15 protein-coding genes are annotated in these 14,609 nt (G+C 60.3%); 5 read left to right on the top strand and 10 right to left on the bottom strand.

Annotated features, from left to right (window positions below; all coding sequences use genetic code 11):
- Positions 1–80: 80 nt before the first annotated feature.
- Positions 81–1,175, bottom strand: coding sequence for a DUF1615 domain-containing protein (locus ACYZTW_RS09950; RefSeq protein WP_462004712.1), 1,095 nt, complete (start codon positions 1,173–1,175; stop codon positions 81–83).
- A 274-nt stretch (positions 1,176–1,449) separates the two neighbouring features.
- On the opposite strand from ACYZTW_RS09950, the gene ACYZTW_RS09945 reads away from it, so the two are divergent.
- Positions 1,450–3,018: an FAD-dependent oxidoreductase gene (locus tag ACYZTW_RS09945; protein ID WP_462004711.1), complete on the top strand. Its 1,569-nt coding sequence runs from the start codon at positions 1,450–1,452 to the stop codon at positions 3,016–3,018.
- Here ACYZTW_RS09945 and hemB read toward each other — a convergent pair.
- The 3 genes from hemB to ACYZTW_RS09930 all read right to left on the bottom strand — a co-directional run bounded on the left by hemB (position 2,982) and on the right by ACYZTW_RS09930 (position 5,835).
- The gene (gene hemB / locus ACYZTW_RS09940) at positions 2,982–3,956 is read right to left on the bottom strand and encodes a porphobilinogen synthase (RefSeq protein ID WP_462004710.1); all 975 of its coding nucleotides are present in this window, start codon (positions 3,954–3,956) and stop codon (positions 2,982–2,984) included. The two genes, ACYZTW_RS09945 and hemB, sit on opposite strands and share 37 nt — an antisense overlap.
- Before the next feature lie 304 nt (positions 3,957–4,260).
- The gene (locus tag ACYZTW_RS09935; protein ID WP_462004709.1) at positions 4,261–5,103 is read right to left on the bottom strand and encodes a PhzF family phenazine biosynthesis protein; all 843 of its coding nucleotides are present in this window, start codon (positions 5,101–5,103) and stop codon (positions 4,261–4,263) included.
- 18 nt (positions 5,104–5,121) lie between these two features.
- The gene (locus tag ACYZTW_RS09930) at positions 5,122–5,835 is read right to left on the bottom strand and encodes a glutathione binding-like protein (protein ID WP_462004708.1); all 714 of its coding nucleotides are present in this window, start codon (positions 5,833–5,835) and stop codon (positions 5,122–5,124) included.
- 370 nt (positions 5,836–6,205) lie between these two features.
- Here ACYZTW_RS09930 and ACYZTW_RS09925 point away from each other — a divergent pair, with 370 nt between their 5' ends.
- Positions 6,206–6,880, top strand: a complete 675-nt coding sequence (locus ACYZTW_RS09925; protein ID WP_462004707.1) for a histidine phosphatase family protein — start codon at positions 6,206–6,208, stop codon at positions 6,878–6,880.
- A gap of 156 nt (positions 6,881–7,036) precedes the next feature.
- On the opposite strand, the gene mnmH is transcribed toward ACYZTW_RS09925, so the two are convergent.
- Entirely contained in the window at positions 7,037–8,140 is a 1,104-nt protein-coding gene (gene mnmH / locus ACYZTW_RS09920; protein ID WP_462004706.1) for a tRNA 2-selenouridine(34) synthase MnmH, read from the bottom strand.
- The gene (gene selD / locus ACYZTW_RS09915) at positions 8,140–9,174 is read right to left on the bottom strand and encodes a selenide, water dikinase SelD (protein ID WP_462004705.1); all 1,035 of its coding nucleotides are present in this window, start codon (positions 9,172–9,174) and stop codon (positions 8,140–8,142) included. The genes mnmH and selD overlap by 1 nt, the downstream gene beginning before the upstream one ends.
- 307 nt (positions 9,175–9,481) lie before the next feature.
- Here selD and ACYZTW_RS09910 point away from each other — a divergent pair, with 307 nt between their 5' ends.
- Together ACYZTW_RS09910 and ACYZTW_RS09905 are read left to right on the top strand one after the other, a co-directional pair.
- The gene (locus ACYZTW_RS09910; protein WP_462004704.1) at positions 9,482–10,438 is read left to right on the top strand and encodes a nucleoside-specific channel-forming protein Tsx; all 957 of its coding nucleotides are present in this window, start codon (positions 9,482–9,484) and stop codon (positions 10,436–10,438) included.
- 24 nt (positions 10,439–10,462) lie between these two features.
- Positions 10,463–11,485, top strand: coding sequence for a purine-nucleoside phosphorylase (locus tag ACYZTW_RS09905; RefSeq protein WP_462004703.1), 1,023 nt, complete (start codon positions 10,463–10,465; stop codon positions 11,483–11,485).
- 114 nt (positions 11,486–11,599) lie between these two features.
- Here ACYZTW_RS09905 and ACYZTW_RS09900 read toward each other — a convergent pair whose 3' ends face one another.
- The 3 genes from ACYZTW_RS09900 to ACYZTW_RS09890 all read right to left on the bottom strand — a co-directional run bounded on the left by ACYZTW_RS09900 (position 11,600) and on the right by ACYZTW_RS09890 (position 13,799).
- Entirely contained in the window at positions 11,600–12,556 is a 957-nt protein-coding gene (locus ACYZTW_RS09900) for a quinone oxidoreductase family protein (RefSeq protein ID WP_462004702.1), read from the bottom strand.
- Positions 12,557–12,584: 28 nt separating this feature from the next.
- Positions 12,585–12,758 carry a DUF1427 family protein gene (locus ACYZTW_RS09895; protein WP_348134354.1) on the bottom strand — a complete coding sequence of 58 codons (174 nt, stop codon included), beginning with the start codon at positions 12,756–12,758 and terminating at the stop codon, positions 12,585–12,587.
- A gap of 255 nt (positions 12,759–13,013) precedes the next feature.
- On the bottom strand, positions 13,014–13,799 hold the full coding sequence (locus ACYZTW_RS09890; RefSeq protein WP_462004701.1) for an AraC family transcriptional regulator: 786 nt from the start codon (positions 13,797–13,799) through the stop codon (positions 13,014–13,016).
- A gap of 145 nt (positions 13,800–13,944) precedes the next feature.
- Between ACYZTW_RS09890 and ACYZTW_RS09885 the strand changes: the two genes are divergently transcribed.
- Positions 13,945–14,172: a DUF6555 family protein gene (locus ACYZTW_RS09885; protein ID WP_150656427.1), complete on the top strand. Its 228-nt coding sequence runs from the start codon at positions 13,945–13,947 to the stop codon at positions 14,170–14,172.
- A 47-nt stretch (positions 14,173–14,219) separates the two neighbouring features.
- Here ACYZTW_RS09885 and ACYZTW_RS09880 read toward each other — a convergent pair whose 3' ends face one another.
- A complete protein-coding gene (locus tag ACYZTW_RS09880) occupies positions 14,220–14,384 on the bottom strand; it encodes a metallothionein (RefSeq protein WP_046049906.1) in 165 nt (54 codons plus the stop codon).
- Between the last annotated feature and the right edge of the window lie 225 nt (positions 14,385–14,609).

Here is a 14,609-nt window from a genome sequence, read left to right as displayed (position 1 = left end):
ATGAATGGTTTTACCGCGGTACTCAATGAAAAACCCGGCCTTATCAGCCGGGTTTTTTTACGCCTGTTTTTTGCGGTCGGTCACTTGCCCGCACGCGCCATGCAGCGCTGATAACGCTCATCGACCCGTTTGGCAAACCACGCCGTCGTGAGTTTGCGGGTGATTTTCGGGCTTTGCAGCACGATCCCTGGCAATACCGCACGCGGTAATGGCCGACCTTCAGCCTTTTCGGCCAGGGCGAAAACCCGCGTATAGAGCTGGGTGTCCTCGAACTCGAAGTTTTTGCCCTCTTCCAATTGGTCCCGAATGGACGGATTGCGCATGCCGAGTTGCTTGCCGAGGGTGCGCACCGCCAATTCCGTGGTGCCAGGCATGATCGAATCGTAGCGGACCAGGTCACCATCCAGCGCCAGCGGTATGCCCGAAGCGCGACTCACCGCGTTCTGAAACGCGGCATTGCGACTGGCGTACCAACCGGCATTGAAATCGGCAAAGCGATACAGCGGCTGTTTGTAGCTCACCGGATAACCGAGCAAGTGGGCGATACCGAAGTACATCCCGCCGCGACGACTGAACACTTCATGACGGATCGAGCTGTCCACCGGGTACGGATACGCCTTCGCCTGTTGCTCGGCGAAATCAATGCTGACCTGCATGGGCCCGCCGGTGTGTACCGGATTGAAGCCACCGAACAGCGTCCGGCCCATGGGGGCCATGCCGATGAAATCATCGAAAATCGCGCTGAGCTCTTTTTCGCTGCGCGCCGCATTGAGTCGGTCGCTGTAGCTTTTTCCGTTGGATGAACTCACCTGCAGCGCACCGCTCACCAGCAGGCCGGGGATATGGACTTTGTCGGCGCGGCGGTCGATCTCATCGCGGGCGATTTTGCCCAGACCCGGTACCGGTGGGTCCACCTGAAAGGTCGATTCCTGCTCGGTGACCGCCAGTACCGAGCACAGGTTTTGGGTGGACGGATAAATATTCTGGGCAGCAAATGCTGCGTAAATATCGGTGGCCCAGCCTTGGCGATCGGTGGTTTGGGCCGGCAGCAGACGCACGATCTCGGCCTTGACCTCAGCAGGCTTGCGCGCAGGGAGCTCCTGCGTGCGCTGAGTGCCGCAACCGGCCAGCACCAGCAGCGCGGCGATGCTCATCATCAATCGATTGGCTTGCATGTTGCTCCATCAAATCCGTTGAGCCGGGTAAACCATACGTTCAATGGCATGGCGCAGGCTATGACTCTCGCCGCCGCGCCCTGTTCCGTAGCAGCTGCGTTGTGGCGAGGGGATTTAGCGAAACGTCGCACCGCCCCGTTCGGCTGCGAAGCAGTCGTAGTCCGATAAACACGGTTTACCTGAAAAAACGCAGACCTTTTTCCGTTGGGCAGACAACCTGCCCGTCCGTCCCGGCTGAACCATACTTGAGCCACACATCGAGGAGAACAGGTTCATGAACCGTAGCGACGTACTGATCATCGGCGCCGGCCCGACCGGGCTGGTGCTGGCGCTGTGGCTGAGCAAACTGGGGATTCGGGTGCGGATTCTCGACAAGACGTCGACACCCGGCACCACTTCGCGGGCGCTGGCCGTGCAGGCGCGGACGCTGGAGCTGTATCGCCAGCTCGACCTCAGCGACGCTATTGTGCAGAACGGTCATCGAGTGGCCGCCGCCAATTTCTGGGTCAAGGGCGAACCCGTGGCGCGCTTGCCGCTGAGCCGCATCGGCGAAGGCCTGACGCCTTACGCGTTCCTCGAAATCTTTCCTCAGGACGAACACGAACGGCTGCTGATAGACCGCCTCGAAACCTTTGGCATCAAGGTGGAGCGCAACACGGCGCTGGAAGGTTTCGAGGAAACCGGTGACGGCATCACCGCCCATCTGCGCTTGGCCGATGGTCAGGAGGAAACCTGCCAGGCTTGCTATCTGGCAGGTTGTGACGGTGCCCGGTCGATCGTGCGCAAGACCCTGGACACCGGATTTCCCGGCGGCACCTATCAGCAGATTTTCTACGTCGCCGACGTGCAGGCCAGCGGGCCGACGTTCAACGGCGAACTGCACGTGGATCTCGATGAAGCGGATTTTCTCGCGGTATTTCCCTTGGCCGGTACAGGCCGCGCCCGCCTGATCGGCACTGTACGCGACGAACGCGCCGACCAGGCCGAAACCCTGCAATTTGAAGACGTCAGCAGCCGGGCCATCGAGCATATGAAAGTGAAGATCGAGCAACTGAACTGGTTCTCGACCTACCGCGTGCATCATCGGGTGGCGGATCATTTTCGCACCGGGCGCGCGTTTCTATTGGGTGACGCCGCCCACGTCCACAGCCCCGCCGGTGGCCAGGGCATGAACACCGGCATTGGTGATGCCATCAACCTCGCCTGGAAACTCGCGGCGGTGCTGAGTGGCGCCGCTGAGGCCAAACTCCTCGACACTTATGAAACCGAACGCATCGCGTTTGCCCGCAAACTGGTCGCCACCACCGATCGGGTGTTCAGTTTCGTCACGGCCGAAGGGCGCATGGCCGATTTGCTGCGCACACGTCTGGCGCCGTTCGTGATTCCGAAAATGGCATCGTTTGAGGCGTCCCGCGAGTTCCTGTTTCGCACGGTGTCGCAGATCACCCTGAATTATCGCGGGATGCCGTTGAGCACGGGCGTTGCCGGTCATATTCACGGTGGCGACCGCCTGCCCTGGGCTCACGACGGTGAGGGGGACAATTTCGAATCGTTGAAGTGTTCGACCTGGCAGGTTCATGTGTATGGCGACACCAGCGACGAAATGATCGCCTGGTGCCACGAACATCATTTGCCGTTGCATGTTTTTGACTGGCGGCCGGCGTTTGAAGCAGCTGGCCTGGGGCGTAACGGGTTTTACCTGTTGCGGCCGGATACGTATGTGGCAATTGCCGACAACTCTGCCGATCCCAAGGTGATCGAGCGGTACTTCCGGGATCACGGGATTCGGCCGTTTTTTGATCTTGATCAGATCCCGGCCAGCGCCAGGTCCATCGCGAAGTAAGTGAAGATCAGATCCGCCCCGGCCCGTTTGATCGCACCAAGGCTCTCACGCACCACGCGATCCTCATCGATCGCCCCGGCCTGGGCGGCGAATTTGATCATCGCGTACTCGCCGCTCACCTGATACGCCGACAGCGGCAAACGCGAGGCTTCACGGATGTCGCGGATGATGTCCAGGTAGGCGCCGGCCGGTTTGACCATCAGCGCGTCGGCGCCTTCCTGCTCGTCCATCAGTGATTCGCGCACAGCCTCGCGGCGGTTCATCGGGTTCATCTGATAGCTTTTGCGGTCGCCCTTGAGCGCGCTGCCGCCGGCTTCACGGAACGGACCGTAGAGCGCCGAGGCAAACTTGGTCGAATAGGCCATGATCGCAGTCTGGCTGAAACCCGCTTCATCGAGCGCCCGGCGAATGGCCTGAACCTGCCCGTCCATGGCCGCCGACGGGGCGATCACATCGGCGCCGGCACGGGCCGCGGCCACCGCTTGTTTGCCGAGGTTGATCAGGGTCTGGTCATTGTCGACCTCATGGTTGTGCAGCACGCCGCAATGACCGTGGTCGGTGTACTCACAGAAGCAGGTGTCGGACATCACGATCATGTCCGGCACCGCATCCTTGGCGATGCGCGACATGCGCGACACCAGACCGTTGTCGCTCCAGGTGTCGCTGCCGTTGCCGTCCAAATGGTGCGACACGCCGAACGTCATCACCGACTTGATCCCGGCCCGGGCATAACGCTCGATCTCACCCGCCAGTTTCGACTCCGGGATACGCATCACGCCGGGCATGCTTTTAATCGGCACGAAGTCGTCGATACCTTCCTCAACGAAAATCGGCAACACCAGATCGTTCAAGCTGAACTCGGTTTCCTGGAACAGGCTGCGCAGGCTCGCATTGCGGCGCAGACGGCGTGGACGTGCTTCGGGGAACTGACTGGACATGAGGGGTTCCTGAAAAACGGGAGGACGAGACGAAAGTCGTAGGGGTCAAAGCTTATGCCCTGCAAGGCGCAAGGCACAAACCTCAGACGCGGAATAAGCCCTTACCGGTTCGGCAATAATCACCGCGATACAAGCCGTTGTAGCAGCTGCCGAGCCTGCGAGGCTGCGTTCGGCCGCGAAGCGGTCGTAGTCCGGTGAACGCGATCTACCTCAAAGAGCACGGTTGCAGGTTTTACGACCGCTTCGCGGCCGAACGCAGCCTCGCGGGCTCGGCAGCTGCTACAGGGTTTTGCGGCAAGTTCTGCTAGAGCGTCAAGGTCCCGCCGATGCAGGTCACCACCGCGCCGCCGATCCAGATCTCGTCACCCACTTGCTCGACCTGAATGCGTCCGGCGCGGCCCATGGTCAGGCCCTGGCTGACCACATAGGACGCCGGCGCCAGTCCTTCGCTGAGCAGCCATTGGGCAATCCCGGCGTTCAGGCTGCCGGTGGCGGGGTCTTCCGGCATGCCGTCGCCGGAGATAAACGCCCGCACTTCGAACTGTGCGTCATCGCCATCGCGCTCGGGATGCCATGGCGCGATGACACCGACGGCCAGGCCGAGCATTTGCGAATGATCCGGTTGCAAGTCCAGCACCTGCTGGCGATCCTCCACCATCACGGCCAGCCATCCGGCACCGTTGTCGACCCACTGAGTGTGCACAATCGCGCCCGATTCCAGCCCGAGCCCCCGCCGCACCCGCTCCACCACATCAGCCTCCACCGGCCCGGTCCTGAGCAATGGCGGGGCGAGAAAGGCCAGCTCTGTCCCTTGCCGACGAACCCGGACCAGCCCCACGCCGCACTCCTGAATGATCTCTTCGCCCTTGGGCACGCCACCGGCCTCCAGCCACGCATGGCAGGTGCCCAGCGTTGGATGACCGGCGAACGGCAACTCGTTCAAGGTGGTGAAAATCCGCACGCGATAATCGGCCCGAGGATCCCGGGGTTCCAGCACGAACGTGGTTTCACTGAGGTTGGTCCAGCTGGCGAACGCCGCCATGCGCTCATCGCTGAGCTGATCGGCGCCGAGCACCACCGCCAACGGATTGCCCTTGAGCGCAACACAGCTGAAGACATCTACTTGCTTGAAATCGAATGAGTGCATGGCCTGCCTTGGTCTTGATCACATCGAAGCGTTTTGCTTGGGGATTTCCAGCCCGCGCATCACCGCCGGCCGCGCCAGAAAGCGCTCCAGCACCCGCGTGACGTTCGGGAAGTCCTCGATGCCCACCAACTCGCCGGCCTCATAGAAGCCGATCAGGTTGCGCACCCAGGGAAAGGTCGCGATGTCCGCGATGGTGTAGCGTTCGCCCATGATCCAGTCGCGCCCTTCCAGGCGCTTATTGAGCACATTGAGCAGGCGTTTGCTTTCATCGACGTAGCGGTCGCGGGGACGTTTGTCCTCGTAGTCTTTGCCGGCAAATTTGTTGAAAAAACCGAGCTGGCCAAACATCGGCCCGATACCGCCCATCTGAAACATCAGCCACTGAATGGTCTCGTATCGCGCCGCCGACTCCTGGGCCAGCAATTGCCCGCTCTTGTCGGCCAGGTAAATCAGAATCGCCCCGGACTCGAACAGCGCCAGGGGTTGATCCCCCGGACCGTGGGGGTCGAGGATCGCCGGGATCTTGTTGTTGGGGTTCAGCGAAAGAAATTCGGGGGACATCTGATCGTTGGTGTCGAAGCCCACCCGATGCGGTTCGTAGGGCAGTCCGGTCTCTTCGAGCATGATCGACACCTTGACGCCGTTGGGTGTCGGCAAGGAGTAAAGCTGAATCCACTCGGGATAGTGAGCCGGCCATTTTTGGGTAATCGGGAACGCGGACAGATCGGTCATGGGAAAGGATCCACGAGAAAATTGAGAGTGACGATCATAATGTGAGCGGTCGAAGAACGGCGACCTTTTGGCGTTATTGATATCGCTGATGAACATGATCAAAAGATTGCAGCCTGCGTCTGCCCCACTACGTGTAACGTGTCCACAAATTCGCAACATCCTGTTGATAATCTAAGCTGCAACCCGTTCAAGGTTACCGGTACATTGCTGCGCACTCGCCGGAATCGAACCAAATGGGTATCAGGGGACTCTGAGCACTGCTCCCTATGAAACTGACCGGCTTAACGACATGGAAAACACCCGACGCAGGAATTTAGCGGTGTAAAGGTTTGTCAGCCTTAACCGAATGCGTTGAAGAACCCTTAATTCCATGATGAACCCTCTGAAATTCGCCAACCGCTTCAAACATCGCGCTTATCTGTTCCTGCCCGCCCTGCTGGCGGCCGGCGCGTTGTTTCTGGCGCTGGACTCCCGCGAAAACCGCGCCCAACCGGCAAACGGCACTCAGACGCTGGTGTTCCTGCGTCACGCGGAAAAACCAGAGGGTGGCCTCGGCCAGCTCAACTGCCAGGGTCTGAACCGCGCCATCGACCTGGCCACCTTGCTGCCGGAAAAATTCGGCAAGGCCAACTACGTGTTTGCCGCCAACCCGACGCGCAATGTCGAGGAAGGCGAACAGGACAATTCCTACAGTTACATCCGTCCCCTGATGACCATCAGCCCCAGCGCGATCAAGCTCGGTTTGCCGGTGAACATCAACTTCTCGGCCAACGACACCAGCGACCTGGCCGATGAATTGCTTCAAGACAAGTATCACAACTCGGTCATCTACACCGCCTGGTCCCACGGCTATCTGCCCGAACTGATCAACAAGGTCGCTGGAGAAGCCGTCGGCAAGAAACAGACCATCGCCGATGACTGGGAATCCAGCGATTACGACTCGCTGATCGTGCTCACCCTGACCTGGCACAACGGCAAGGCCAGCGTGTTGAGCCACAGCTACAAGCAAGGCCTGAATAACGGTTCGCAGACCTGTCCGACGTAAGGGGCGGCAGTGCTTTAAGTTTTATAGCGTCTGCAAGGGCCCCTTCGCGAGCAGGCTCGCTCCCACATTTGATCTTCAGTGAACACAGATTTTTGTGTACTACGAAGATCCAGTGTGGGAGCGAGCCTGCTCGCGAAGGGGCCGGCAAATACGACATCATCCTCGCCGGGAAACGCGCGCTCGCAGATACTCAAGGACGGCAGCCCGATCTCCGGCAAACTCAATACGCAACCCCTTTTTCTCCCGCTGAAACGCATACATCGGGTCGTAATACTCGCGAAGCAATCCTTCGATCCAGCCCCGGTGCAAGTCCACCGCCCCGCTGCTCGCCTGCTCCGCCAACGCGTCTTCCATCAACATCAGCATCCGCCGATGGCGCTCACCGCCCAGACGTTTCTGCACGTTGTTCAGGCTCTCCAGCAAGCGCTCGGAAAACAGTGCGAAGCCTTCATCGCCATGCACGCCGATGAACTCGGCGCATAAGTCCACCACGTAATCGCGCAAAATCCGCTCGACCCGCCCTTCCAGACTGTCTTCCAGCCAGACCATCGGAAACTGTTGCATGCCCTGATACAGCGGCAACGGCAGCGCACAACTGCCGATCGCGCGGCTCTCGTCTTCCAGTACAAATTGCTCGATGCCGTGGGCGCGCTTCTTCAGTACGTCCACCGCCAAGCGGTTTTCAAAATCGATGTTGGAAGGTTGGCCGGTGGCGCGTTTACCGAAACTGGAGCCGCGATGATGGGCGTGACCTTCAAGGTCCAGCCCGTTGCGCAACTGCGTGAGCACTTCGGTCTTGCCGGTGCCGGTCATGCCGCCCAGCAAGATGAAATCACACTGGGCGACCGCCTGATCGAGCGTGTCGAGCAAAAAGGTGCGCATGGCCTTGTAGCCGCCACCGACGCGCGGATAGTCGATGCCCGCCTCGTCCTTGAGCCATTGCTGGACGATCTGCGAACGCAAACCACCGCGAAAGCAATACAGATAGCCATCAGGATGAGCCCGGGCAAAATCGGCCCAGGCCTGGATGCGCTCGGCTTTTATCTCGCCGGACACCAACTGGTGCCCCAACGTAATGGCCGCTTGCTGACCGTGCTGTTTGTAGCACGTGCCGACCCGTTGCCGCTCATGGTCGTTCATCAGCGGCAGGTTGATCACGCCGGGGAATGAGCCTTTGAGAAATTCGACCGGCGCGCGGGCATCCATCATCGGCCGGTCGTTGAGGAAAATATCGCGGTAATCGGTGGAGTCCCTAGACATCAAAACACCTCAACCGCGTTCGTCTGTCGCTCGATCAGTTCACCGATCGGCTCGAGGTTCAGGCCCAGTTCGGCGGCCACTTTGAGGAAGTGTTCGTTGCCTTCGGGGGTCACCGCAACCAGCAGGCCACCGCTGGTCTGCGGATCGCAGAGCACACGTTTGTGCATTTCCTGAAGACGCCCAAGCTTGCTGGCGTAACTGTCGAAGTTGCGCAGCGTCCCGCCCGGCACGCAGCCTTGGTCGAGGTAGTACTCGACACCCGGCAGACGCGGCACGCGGTCGTACTCGATGCGAGCGGTCACGTTGCTGCCGTCGGCCATTTCTACCAAATGCCCCAGCAGGCCAAAACCGGTGACGTCGGTCATCGCGGTGACGCACTCGAGTTTGCCAAAACGGCTGCCGGGTTTGTTCAGGGTGCACATCCAGTCGCGGGCCAGGCCGATGTCGGCATGGCGCAACTTGCCCTTCTTCTCGGCGGTGGTGAGGATGCCGATGCCCAGAGGTTTGGTGAGGTAGAGCAGGCAACCGGCGGTGGCGGTGTCGTTGCGTTTCATGTGGCGCTTTTCCACCAAACCGGTCACGGCGAGGCCGAAGATGGGTTCCGGCGCGTCGATGGAATGTCCGCCGGCCAACGGAATGCCGGCTTCATCGCAGACCGAACGCCCGCCGCGAATCACTTCCCGGGCAATCTCCGGCGCCAGTACGTTGACCGGCCAGCCAAGGATCGCAATCGCCATCAACGGATCACCGCCCATGGCGTAGATGTCGCTGATGGCATTGGTGGCAGCGATGCGGCCGAAATCGAACGGGTCGTCGACGATCGGCATAAAGAAGTCGGTGGTCGACACCACGCCGCGTTCTTCATCGATGGCGTACACCGCCGCGTCATCGCGCGAGGCATTGCCGACCCAGAGTTTCGGGTCAAGGTTCTGCGCCCCGCTGCCGGCCAGAATCACCTCCAGCACCTGGGGAGAAATCTTGCAGCCACACCCGGCACCGTGGCTGTACTGGGTCAGACGAATCGGTTCGCTCATGGGGGGCATACCTCGTGAAGACAATGCGGGCGAGTCTAGCATTGGCGGTGAATGTAAGGCGCAACACACACCCTGTAACAGCTGCCGAGCCTGCGAGGCTGCGTTCGGCAGCTGCTACAGAAAGCGTGAACCCACTTACTTGACCGAAACGACAATAAAAAACCTGATTTCGTCGACTTTTCATGGAGTTGAGATAATTGGCATTTCTTGTGCAAACGTTTGCGAGTCGCTGATACAAGCGTTTTCGCTACATAACCGCGCAAGCCCGCAGAACCGGGCCTACGATCCGCACGAAAAGGGACTTTTAATGCACCGCACGTCCAGCCGCGTGACTTGCTCGCGCACCTTTGCTGTTTCCTTACTGCTGGCCAGCGTTACAGGACTACTCAGCAGCAACGCTTTGGCGCAACCCGCTCCCGCCGAAGAATCCGCCCAGGGTGAGACCCTCAGCCCCGAAGCCAGCCCACCAAAAAAAGGCGCGTACCTGTCGGACTGGTTCAACCAGGACCTGACCGTCATCGGCAGCAAAGACATCAGTTTCGGCCCGCAACCGGCCGACGATATCTACCTGGAGTACGAGTACTTCGGGCGCAAGGGGCCGTTCGAGTTGTACGGCTACATCGACATCCCGAAAATTTTCGACATCGGCAACAGCCATGACAAAGGCGTGTGGGACCACGGCTCGCCGGTGTTCATGGAGCACGAACCGCGAATCTCCATCGATTACCTCTCCGGCCGCAGCCTGGCCATCGGGCCGTTCAAGGAATGGTACGTGGCCTTCGACTGGATCTATGACCACGGCAGCAACAGCGCCAACCGTGCCAATACGCTGTACAGCGGATTGGGCACCGACATCGACACCCATTCGCGGGTCAACCTGTCGGCCAACTTCTATGGGCGCTACCAGTGGGAAAACTACGGCGCCAGCAACGAATATTCGTGGGACGGCTATCGCGCCCAGCTCAAATACATCGTGCCGATCAGCAGTTTCAGCAACGGCGCGTCGCTGACCTACATCGGGTTCACCAACGTCGACTTCGGCTCGGATTTGCACAAGGACAACTCGGCTCGCACCGCCAACGCCACCGTCGCCACCAACGTATTGCTGTACTCGTTCACCCACTTGCGTTTCACCCTGGTCGGCCGTTATTTCCACAACGGCGGCAACTGGGAGGATGGCAGCGAGTTGAACTTCGGCGACGGTAACTTCCGCGCCCGTTCTGACGGCTGGGGTTATTACGCCGGCGTCGGTTATCAGTTTTAAGACTTGTTTGAATCAGGAGGTTTTATGCATGCAATGACGCGTCTTTCCCTGGCCTGTGCCGCCCTGCTCTCTTCAACGGCTTGGGCGACCCAAGCGCCGATCCAGCCGAAAGTGATGCTGATCACCATGTTCGCCCCCGAGGCGCAAAACTGGATCGATCGGCTGGAACTCAAGCAGGAAGTACGGGTGCCGGGGCTGTCCGCCGAGTACCCGACCGTTCGCTGCAACAGCCAGCAGGTATGCCTGACGGTCACCGGCATGGGCCAGACCAACGCCGCGGCATCGACCCTGGCCCTGGCTCTGTCGTCTAAATTTGACCTGCGCAAAAGTTACTTCCTGATCGCCGGGATTGCCGGTATCAGCCCGAAACACGGGACCATTGGCACCACCGCGTGGGCACATTATCTGGTGGAATTCGGCACCCAGTGGGAGCTGGATTCCCGGGACGCGCCGACTGACTGGCCGACCGGTTATATCGGCATCAACACCAAAGGCCCGAACGAAAAACCGCCGCTGGATTACAAGACTGAAGTCTTCGAACTCAACCCGAAGTTGCAGGCCAAGGCCTTTGCCCTCAGCCACACAGTCCAATTGAGCGAGAGCAAGGAGTCGGCCGCGTGGCGGATGAAGTATCCGTCGGCCCCGGCCAATCAGCCGCCGGTGGTCACGCGGTGCGACACGCTAGCGGGCAATACCTGGTTTTCCGGGACGCGGTTGAGTGAGCGTGCCGAGGTCTGGACCCAACTGCTGACCGATAACAAAGGTGAGTACTGCACGACGCAGCAGGAAGACAACTCCACCTATGAAGCGCTGCTGCGGGCGAGTCGAGAAGGTTTGGTCGATGTCCAGCGGCTGGCGGTGGTGCGTGCGGGTTCTGATTTTGATCGGCCGGCGCCGGGCCTGAGTGAGGTGGATAACCTGCTCAAGTATGCGGATCAAGGTGGGTTTGTGCCGGCGCTGGAAAACCTGTACCGGACGGGGAATCCGTTGGTGCAGGAGATTTTGAAGCACTGGTCGGCGTGGGAGAATGGTGTTCCTGAGGCTTGAGGCCCCCTTCGCGAGCAGGTTCGCTCCCACAGGTTCAGCGCAATCCTTGTGGGAGCGAGCCGGCTTCGGGCGGCGTTCCGACGAAGAGGCCAGAACATCCAACATCAATGCCGCTTATGGCAACAAAATCACCTTGTCGCCAGCCCCCTGATTCACCTCCGCATACCGCTCCAATCCCTCCGCCAACGGCGATTCAAACAACCCTTCCGGCAACGGCAACAAGCCCTGATCGAAGAACGCGCCGAACTGCTCAAGCATCGCCGCACACGCCTGGACGCCGTACAGCAACGAGTTAATCCCCACCACCGAGCCGCCCTTGCGATACAGCGCCAGGGCCGGCAATTGCACCAGGCCGTCCACCGGCGCGGCGATGATCGCGATGCGACCGAACGCGGCGAGCGCCGGGACCGAGGCCGGCAGCCAGAAACCGGTGGTGTCGAAAATCACATCGGCACCGCCGGCATACACGGCATTCACCTGAGCGCCGAGGTCCTCGGGTTTATCCAGTTGCAGCGTCTGATACCCCTGGGCCTGCAAATCCTTGACCTGCTCGGGCCGTCGCGCCGCTGCCAGTACTCGAGCGCCACGCACTTTGGCCAGCGCCAACGCCGCACTGCCAACCGCCCCGCCGCCGATCACCAACACGCGAGTGCTAGCCGTCACCAGGCTGCGCTCCAACGCATCCCACGCCGTGGTGTACGGCACGCCGAGGCTTGCCGCCTGGGCAAAACTCAGATGGGTCGGCTTTTGTGCCACGCCATTGGCCGGCAGTTTGACGAATTGCGCGTGCGAGCCATCGGCAAAAAAGCCCAGTTCACGGCCGGTGCCCCAGACTTCCTGGCCAATCAGCGCCTGCGGGCCTTCAACGACCACACCGGCGAAATCGCGACCTGGAATCCGCGGCAGTGTGGTGTAGGGAAAACGCCCCAGCACGTTCTTCACATCGCTGGGGTTGAGACCGGCAGCCTTGATCTGGACCAGCACTTCATCGGCGCCGGGGATGGGGGTTGGAACCTCAACGTAGCGCAGGGCCGAGAGGTCACCGGTCTTGTCGAATTGCAGTGCTTTCATGAGCGTTGCCCTCGAATGAATAAACGGTTCAGGAGATCCAGCCAGCCACCAGCTGCCGGCCCATTGGCCACACCTTTTCACCGGCCAACATGCCGAGCAGCCCTACCAGCGCGATGGCCGGTGGTGCGGGGGAACGAAAATCCAGAGCGCCGTAGAGCAGACCGACGCCCAGACCGATGACCAATGAGATGAGGTAGCTCATGGCAGACTCCGTGGCTAATTAAGGTAGGCCCAGAGTCTAAAGATCGGTAGCGACGCGCACCGGCCAAGTGCTTCTGAATGTCGGCCAAAGCGCTAATGCCGGACGCAAGGCAACTTGTAGCAGCTGCCGAAGGCTGCGTTCGGCTGCGCAGCAGTCGTGAAATCAGGCAACGCGGTGCTTCAGTAATACCGTGCACACAGGTTTTACGACTGCTGCGCAGCCGAACGCAGCCTTCGGCAGCTGCTACAAGTTTTGTTATGCCTCGGCCTGACGTTGGCTCGCCGAAAACTGCGAAGGCGCCACACCCAATTCCCGTCGGAACATGTCGCTGAAGCTGCTCGGTGAATAACCCAGCTCCCGGGCAATCGCACTGACCGGCACACCCTGGATCAACTCCGCCACCGCCGTCGCCAGTTGCACCTGGCGCCGCCATTCGGCGAAGCCCATGCCCAAACCGTCCTTGAACAGCCGCGCCAGGGTACGCACGCTGGCACCGGCGTTTTCGGCGTGTTGTTCGAAGGTAATGTCCAACGACGGCGCGGCCATGACCGCCTGACACAGGCTCATCAGGCGCCGGTCGGAATCATCCGGCAAGGGGATTTTCAGCAGCGAGCGCCTGGCTCGCCTAAGCTCCAGTAGCGCCAGGCCGACCAGCGCTTCGTAATACTCGGGTGCGCCATCGTCGCCCTGCTCCACCAGCCCGACGATCAGCTCACGCAGCAGTCCGCCGACTTCGATCACTTGAACACTGTCATCAAGCGTTGCCGCCAACGACGGCCGGAGGTAGATATTGCGCATTTGCAAGTCCGAAACCACGCGAATCCCGTGGGGCACACCCGGCGGCAGCCACACCGCCCGTTGCGGCGGCACCACCAAGGCTTCATGGGGCGTCTCGACCCACATCACCCCGCTCATCGCATACAGCAACTGCCCCCACACATGCTCATGCGGTTCGATGTACAAGCCGCGCGGATAGGTGCGCGCCAGCGGTTGCACGGGCACATCGGTGTCACTCAGGTCTGGGGGGGCGGCAAGGGCCATGGGCAGCAATCATTGGGGGTTTCAGAGATTGCATGGTAACGAGCCACTGGCCTTGTCGCCACTGGCGGCATCCGTCTGACAATTCGACTGAATTTTCCGTATCCCCAACGATCTTTGTATTACCACAGGGAGGAATACGGGCTTTATGAACAACGCAAAACTTTTCGTCATTGAATACACCCTTCATGGCGCGCCCAAGTCTTTCATCATCCGCCTGGACAAGATGGATAATGCGGAGGCCTGGCATTGGGCGAGTTGCGATGCGGGGGTGGGACGGATCCCTCGCTTCGGCCGAGAGAGGGTGCAAAAAACCAGCAAGCCGATGGCGGAGAAGTTCGGCGTAGAAAACGTCAAGTGGCGGCCGGCAAATTGAAATGAAAGTGGAGCCCGATCAGGCTCCACCTTTTTTTGGATGAGTGGTCAGCGTTGGGCGCACTTGCAGCCCTTGCTGGCACATTCTTCGCCATGTTCGTGGTGCTTGGCGCAGGCTTCACAGCAATAGTGCTTGCCGTGGCGCGCGATCGGATGTTCGCCCAGTTTGCAGGAGCATTTGGGGCAGTCGCAGATACTTTCACTGTCGATCATGAGTCTGACTCCATTGGTTGTGGTCGTCCGGGTCTGGCAAATGCGACCCGTACCACCAGTGTAGGAGCTTGTAGCAGCTGTCGAGCCTGCGAGGCTGCGTCCGGTCGCGCAGCGATCGTAAAATCAGGCACTACGGAGTTTCAGGTTAACCGAGTGCACAGGATTTACGAGGACGTCGTCCTCGGACGCAGCCTCGCAGGCTCGGCAGCTGCTACAAGTGTTCGG

The sequence above is a fragment of the Pseudomonas sp. LB3P25 genome (genome assembly GCF_054897985.1).
This window is presented reverse-complemented; position numbering and strand designations above follow the sequence as displayed.

Excerpts from the sequence above, each read along its gene's own strand:
- ACYZTW_RS09950 (WP_462004712.1), bottom strand. The coding sequence starts at position 1,175 with ATGCAAGCCAATCGATTGATGATGAGCATCGCCGCGCTGCTGGTGCTG.
- ACYZTW_RS09945 (WP_462004711.1), top strand. The coding sequence starts at position 1,450 with ATGAACCGTAGCGACGTACTGATCATCGGCGCCGGCCCGACCGGGCTG.
- hemB (WP_462004710.1), bottom strand. The coding sequence starts at position 3,956 with ATGTCCAGTCAGTTCCCCGAAGCACGTCCACGCCGTCTGCGCCGCAAT.
- ACYZTW_RS09935 (WP_462004709.1), bottom strand. The coding sequence starts at position 5,103 with ATGCACTCATTCGATTTCAAGCAAGTAGATGTCTTCAGCTGTGTTGCG.
- ACYZTW_RS09930 (WP_462004708.1), bottom strand. The coding sequence starts at position 5,835 with ATGACCGATCTGTCCGCGTTCCCGATTACCCAAAAATGGCCGGCTCAC.
- ACYZTW_RS09925 (WP_462004707.1), top strand. The coding sequence starts at position 6,206 with ATGATGAACCCTCTGAAATTCGCCAACCGCTTCAAACATCGCGCTTAT.
- mnmH (WP_462004706.1), bottom strand. The coding sequence starts at position 8,140 with ATGTCTAGGGACTCCACCGATTACCGCGATATTTTCCTCAACGACCGG.
- selD (WP_462004705.1), bottom strand. The coding sequence starts at position 9,174 with ATGAGCGAACCGATTCGTCTGACCCAGTACAGCCACGGTGCCGGGTGT.
- ACYZTW_RS09910 (WP_462004704.1), top strand. The coding sequence starts at position 9,482 with ATGCACCGCACGTCCAGCCGCGTGACTTGCTCGCGCACCTTTGCTGTT.
- ACYZTW_RS09905 (WP_462004703.1), top strand. The coding sequence starts at position 10,463 with ATGCATGCAATGACGCGTCTTTCCCTGGCCTGTGCCGCCCTGCTCTCT.
- ACYZTW_RS09900 (WP_462004702.1), bottom strand. The coding sequence starts at position 12,556 with ATGAAAGCACTGCAATTCGACAAGACCGGTGACCTCTCGGCCCTGCGC.
- ACYZTW_RS09895 (WP_348134354.1), bottom strand. The coding sequence starts at position 12,758 with ATGAGCTACCTCATCTCATTGGTCATCGGTCTGGGCGTCGGTCTGCTC.
- ACYZTW_RS09890 (WP_462004701.1), bottom strand. The coding sequence starts at position 13,799 with ATGGCCCTTGCCGCCCCCCCAGACCTGAGTGACACCGATGTGCCCGTG.
- ACYZTW_RS09885 (WP_150656427.1), top strand. The coding sequence starts at position 13,945 with ATGAACAACGCAAAACTTTTCGTCATTGAATACACCCTTCATGGCGCG.
- ACYZTW_RS09880 (WP_046049906.1), bottom strand. The coding sequence starts at position 14,384 with ATGATCGACAGTGAAAGTATCTGCGACTGCCCCAAATGCTCCTGCAAA.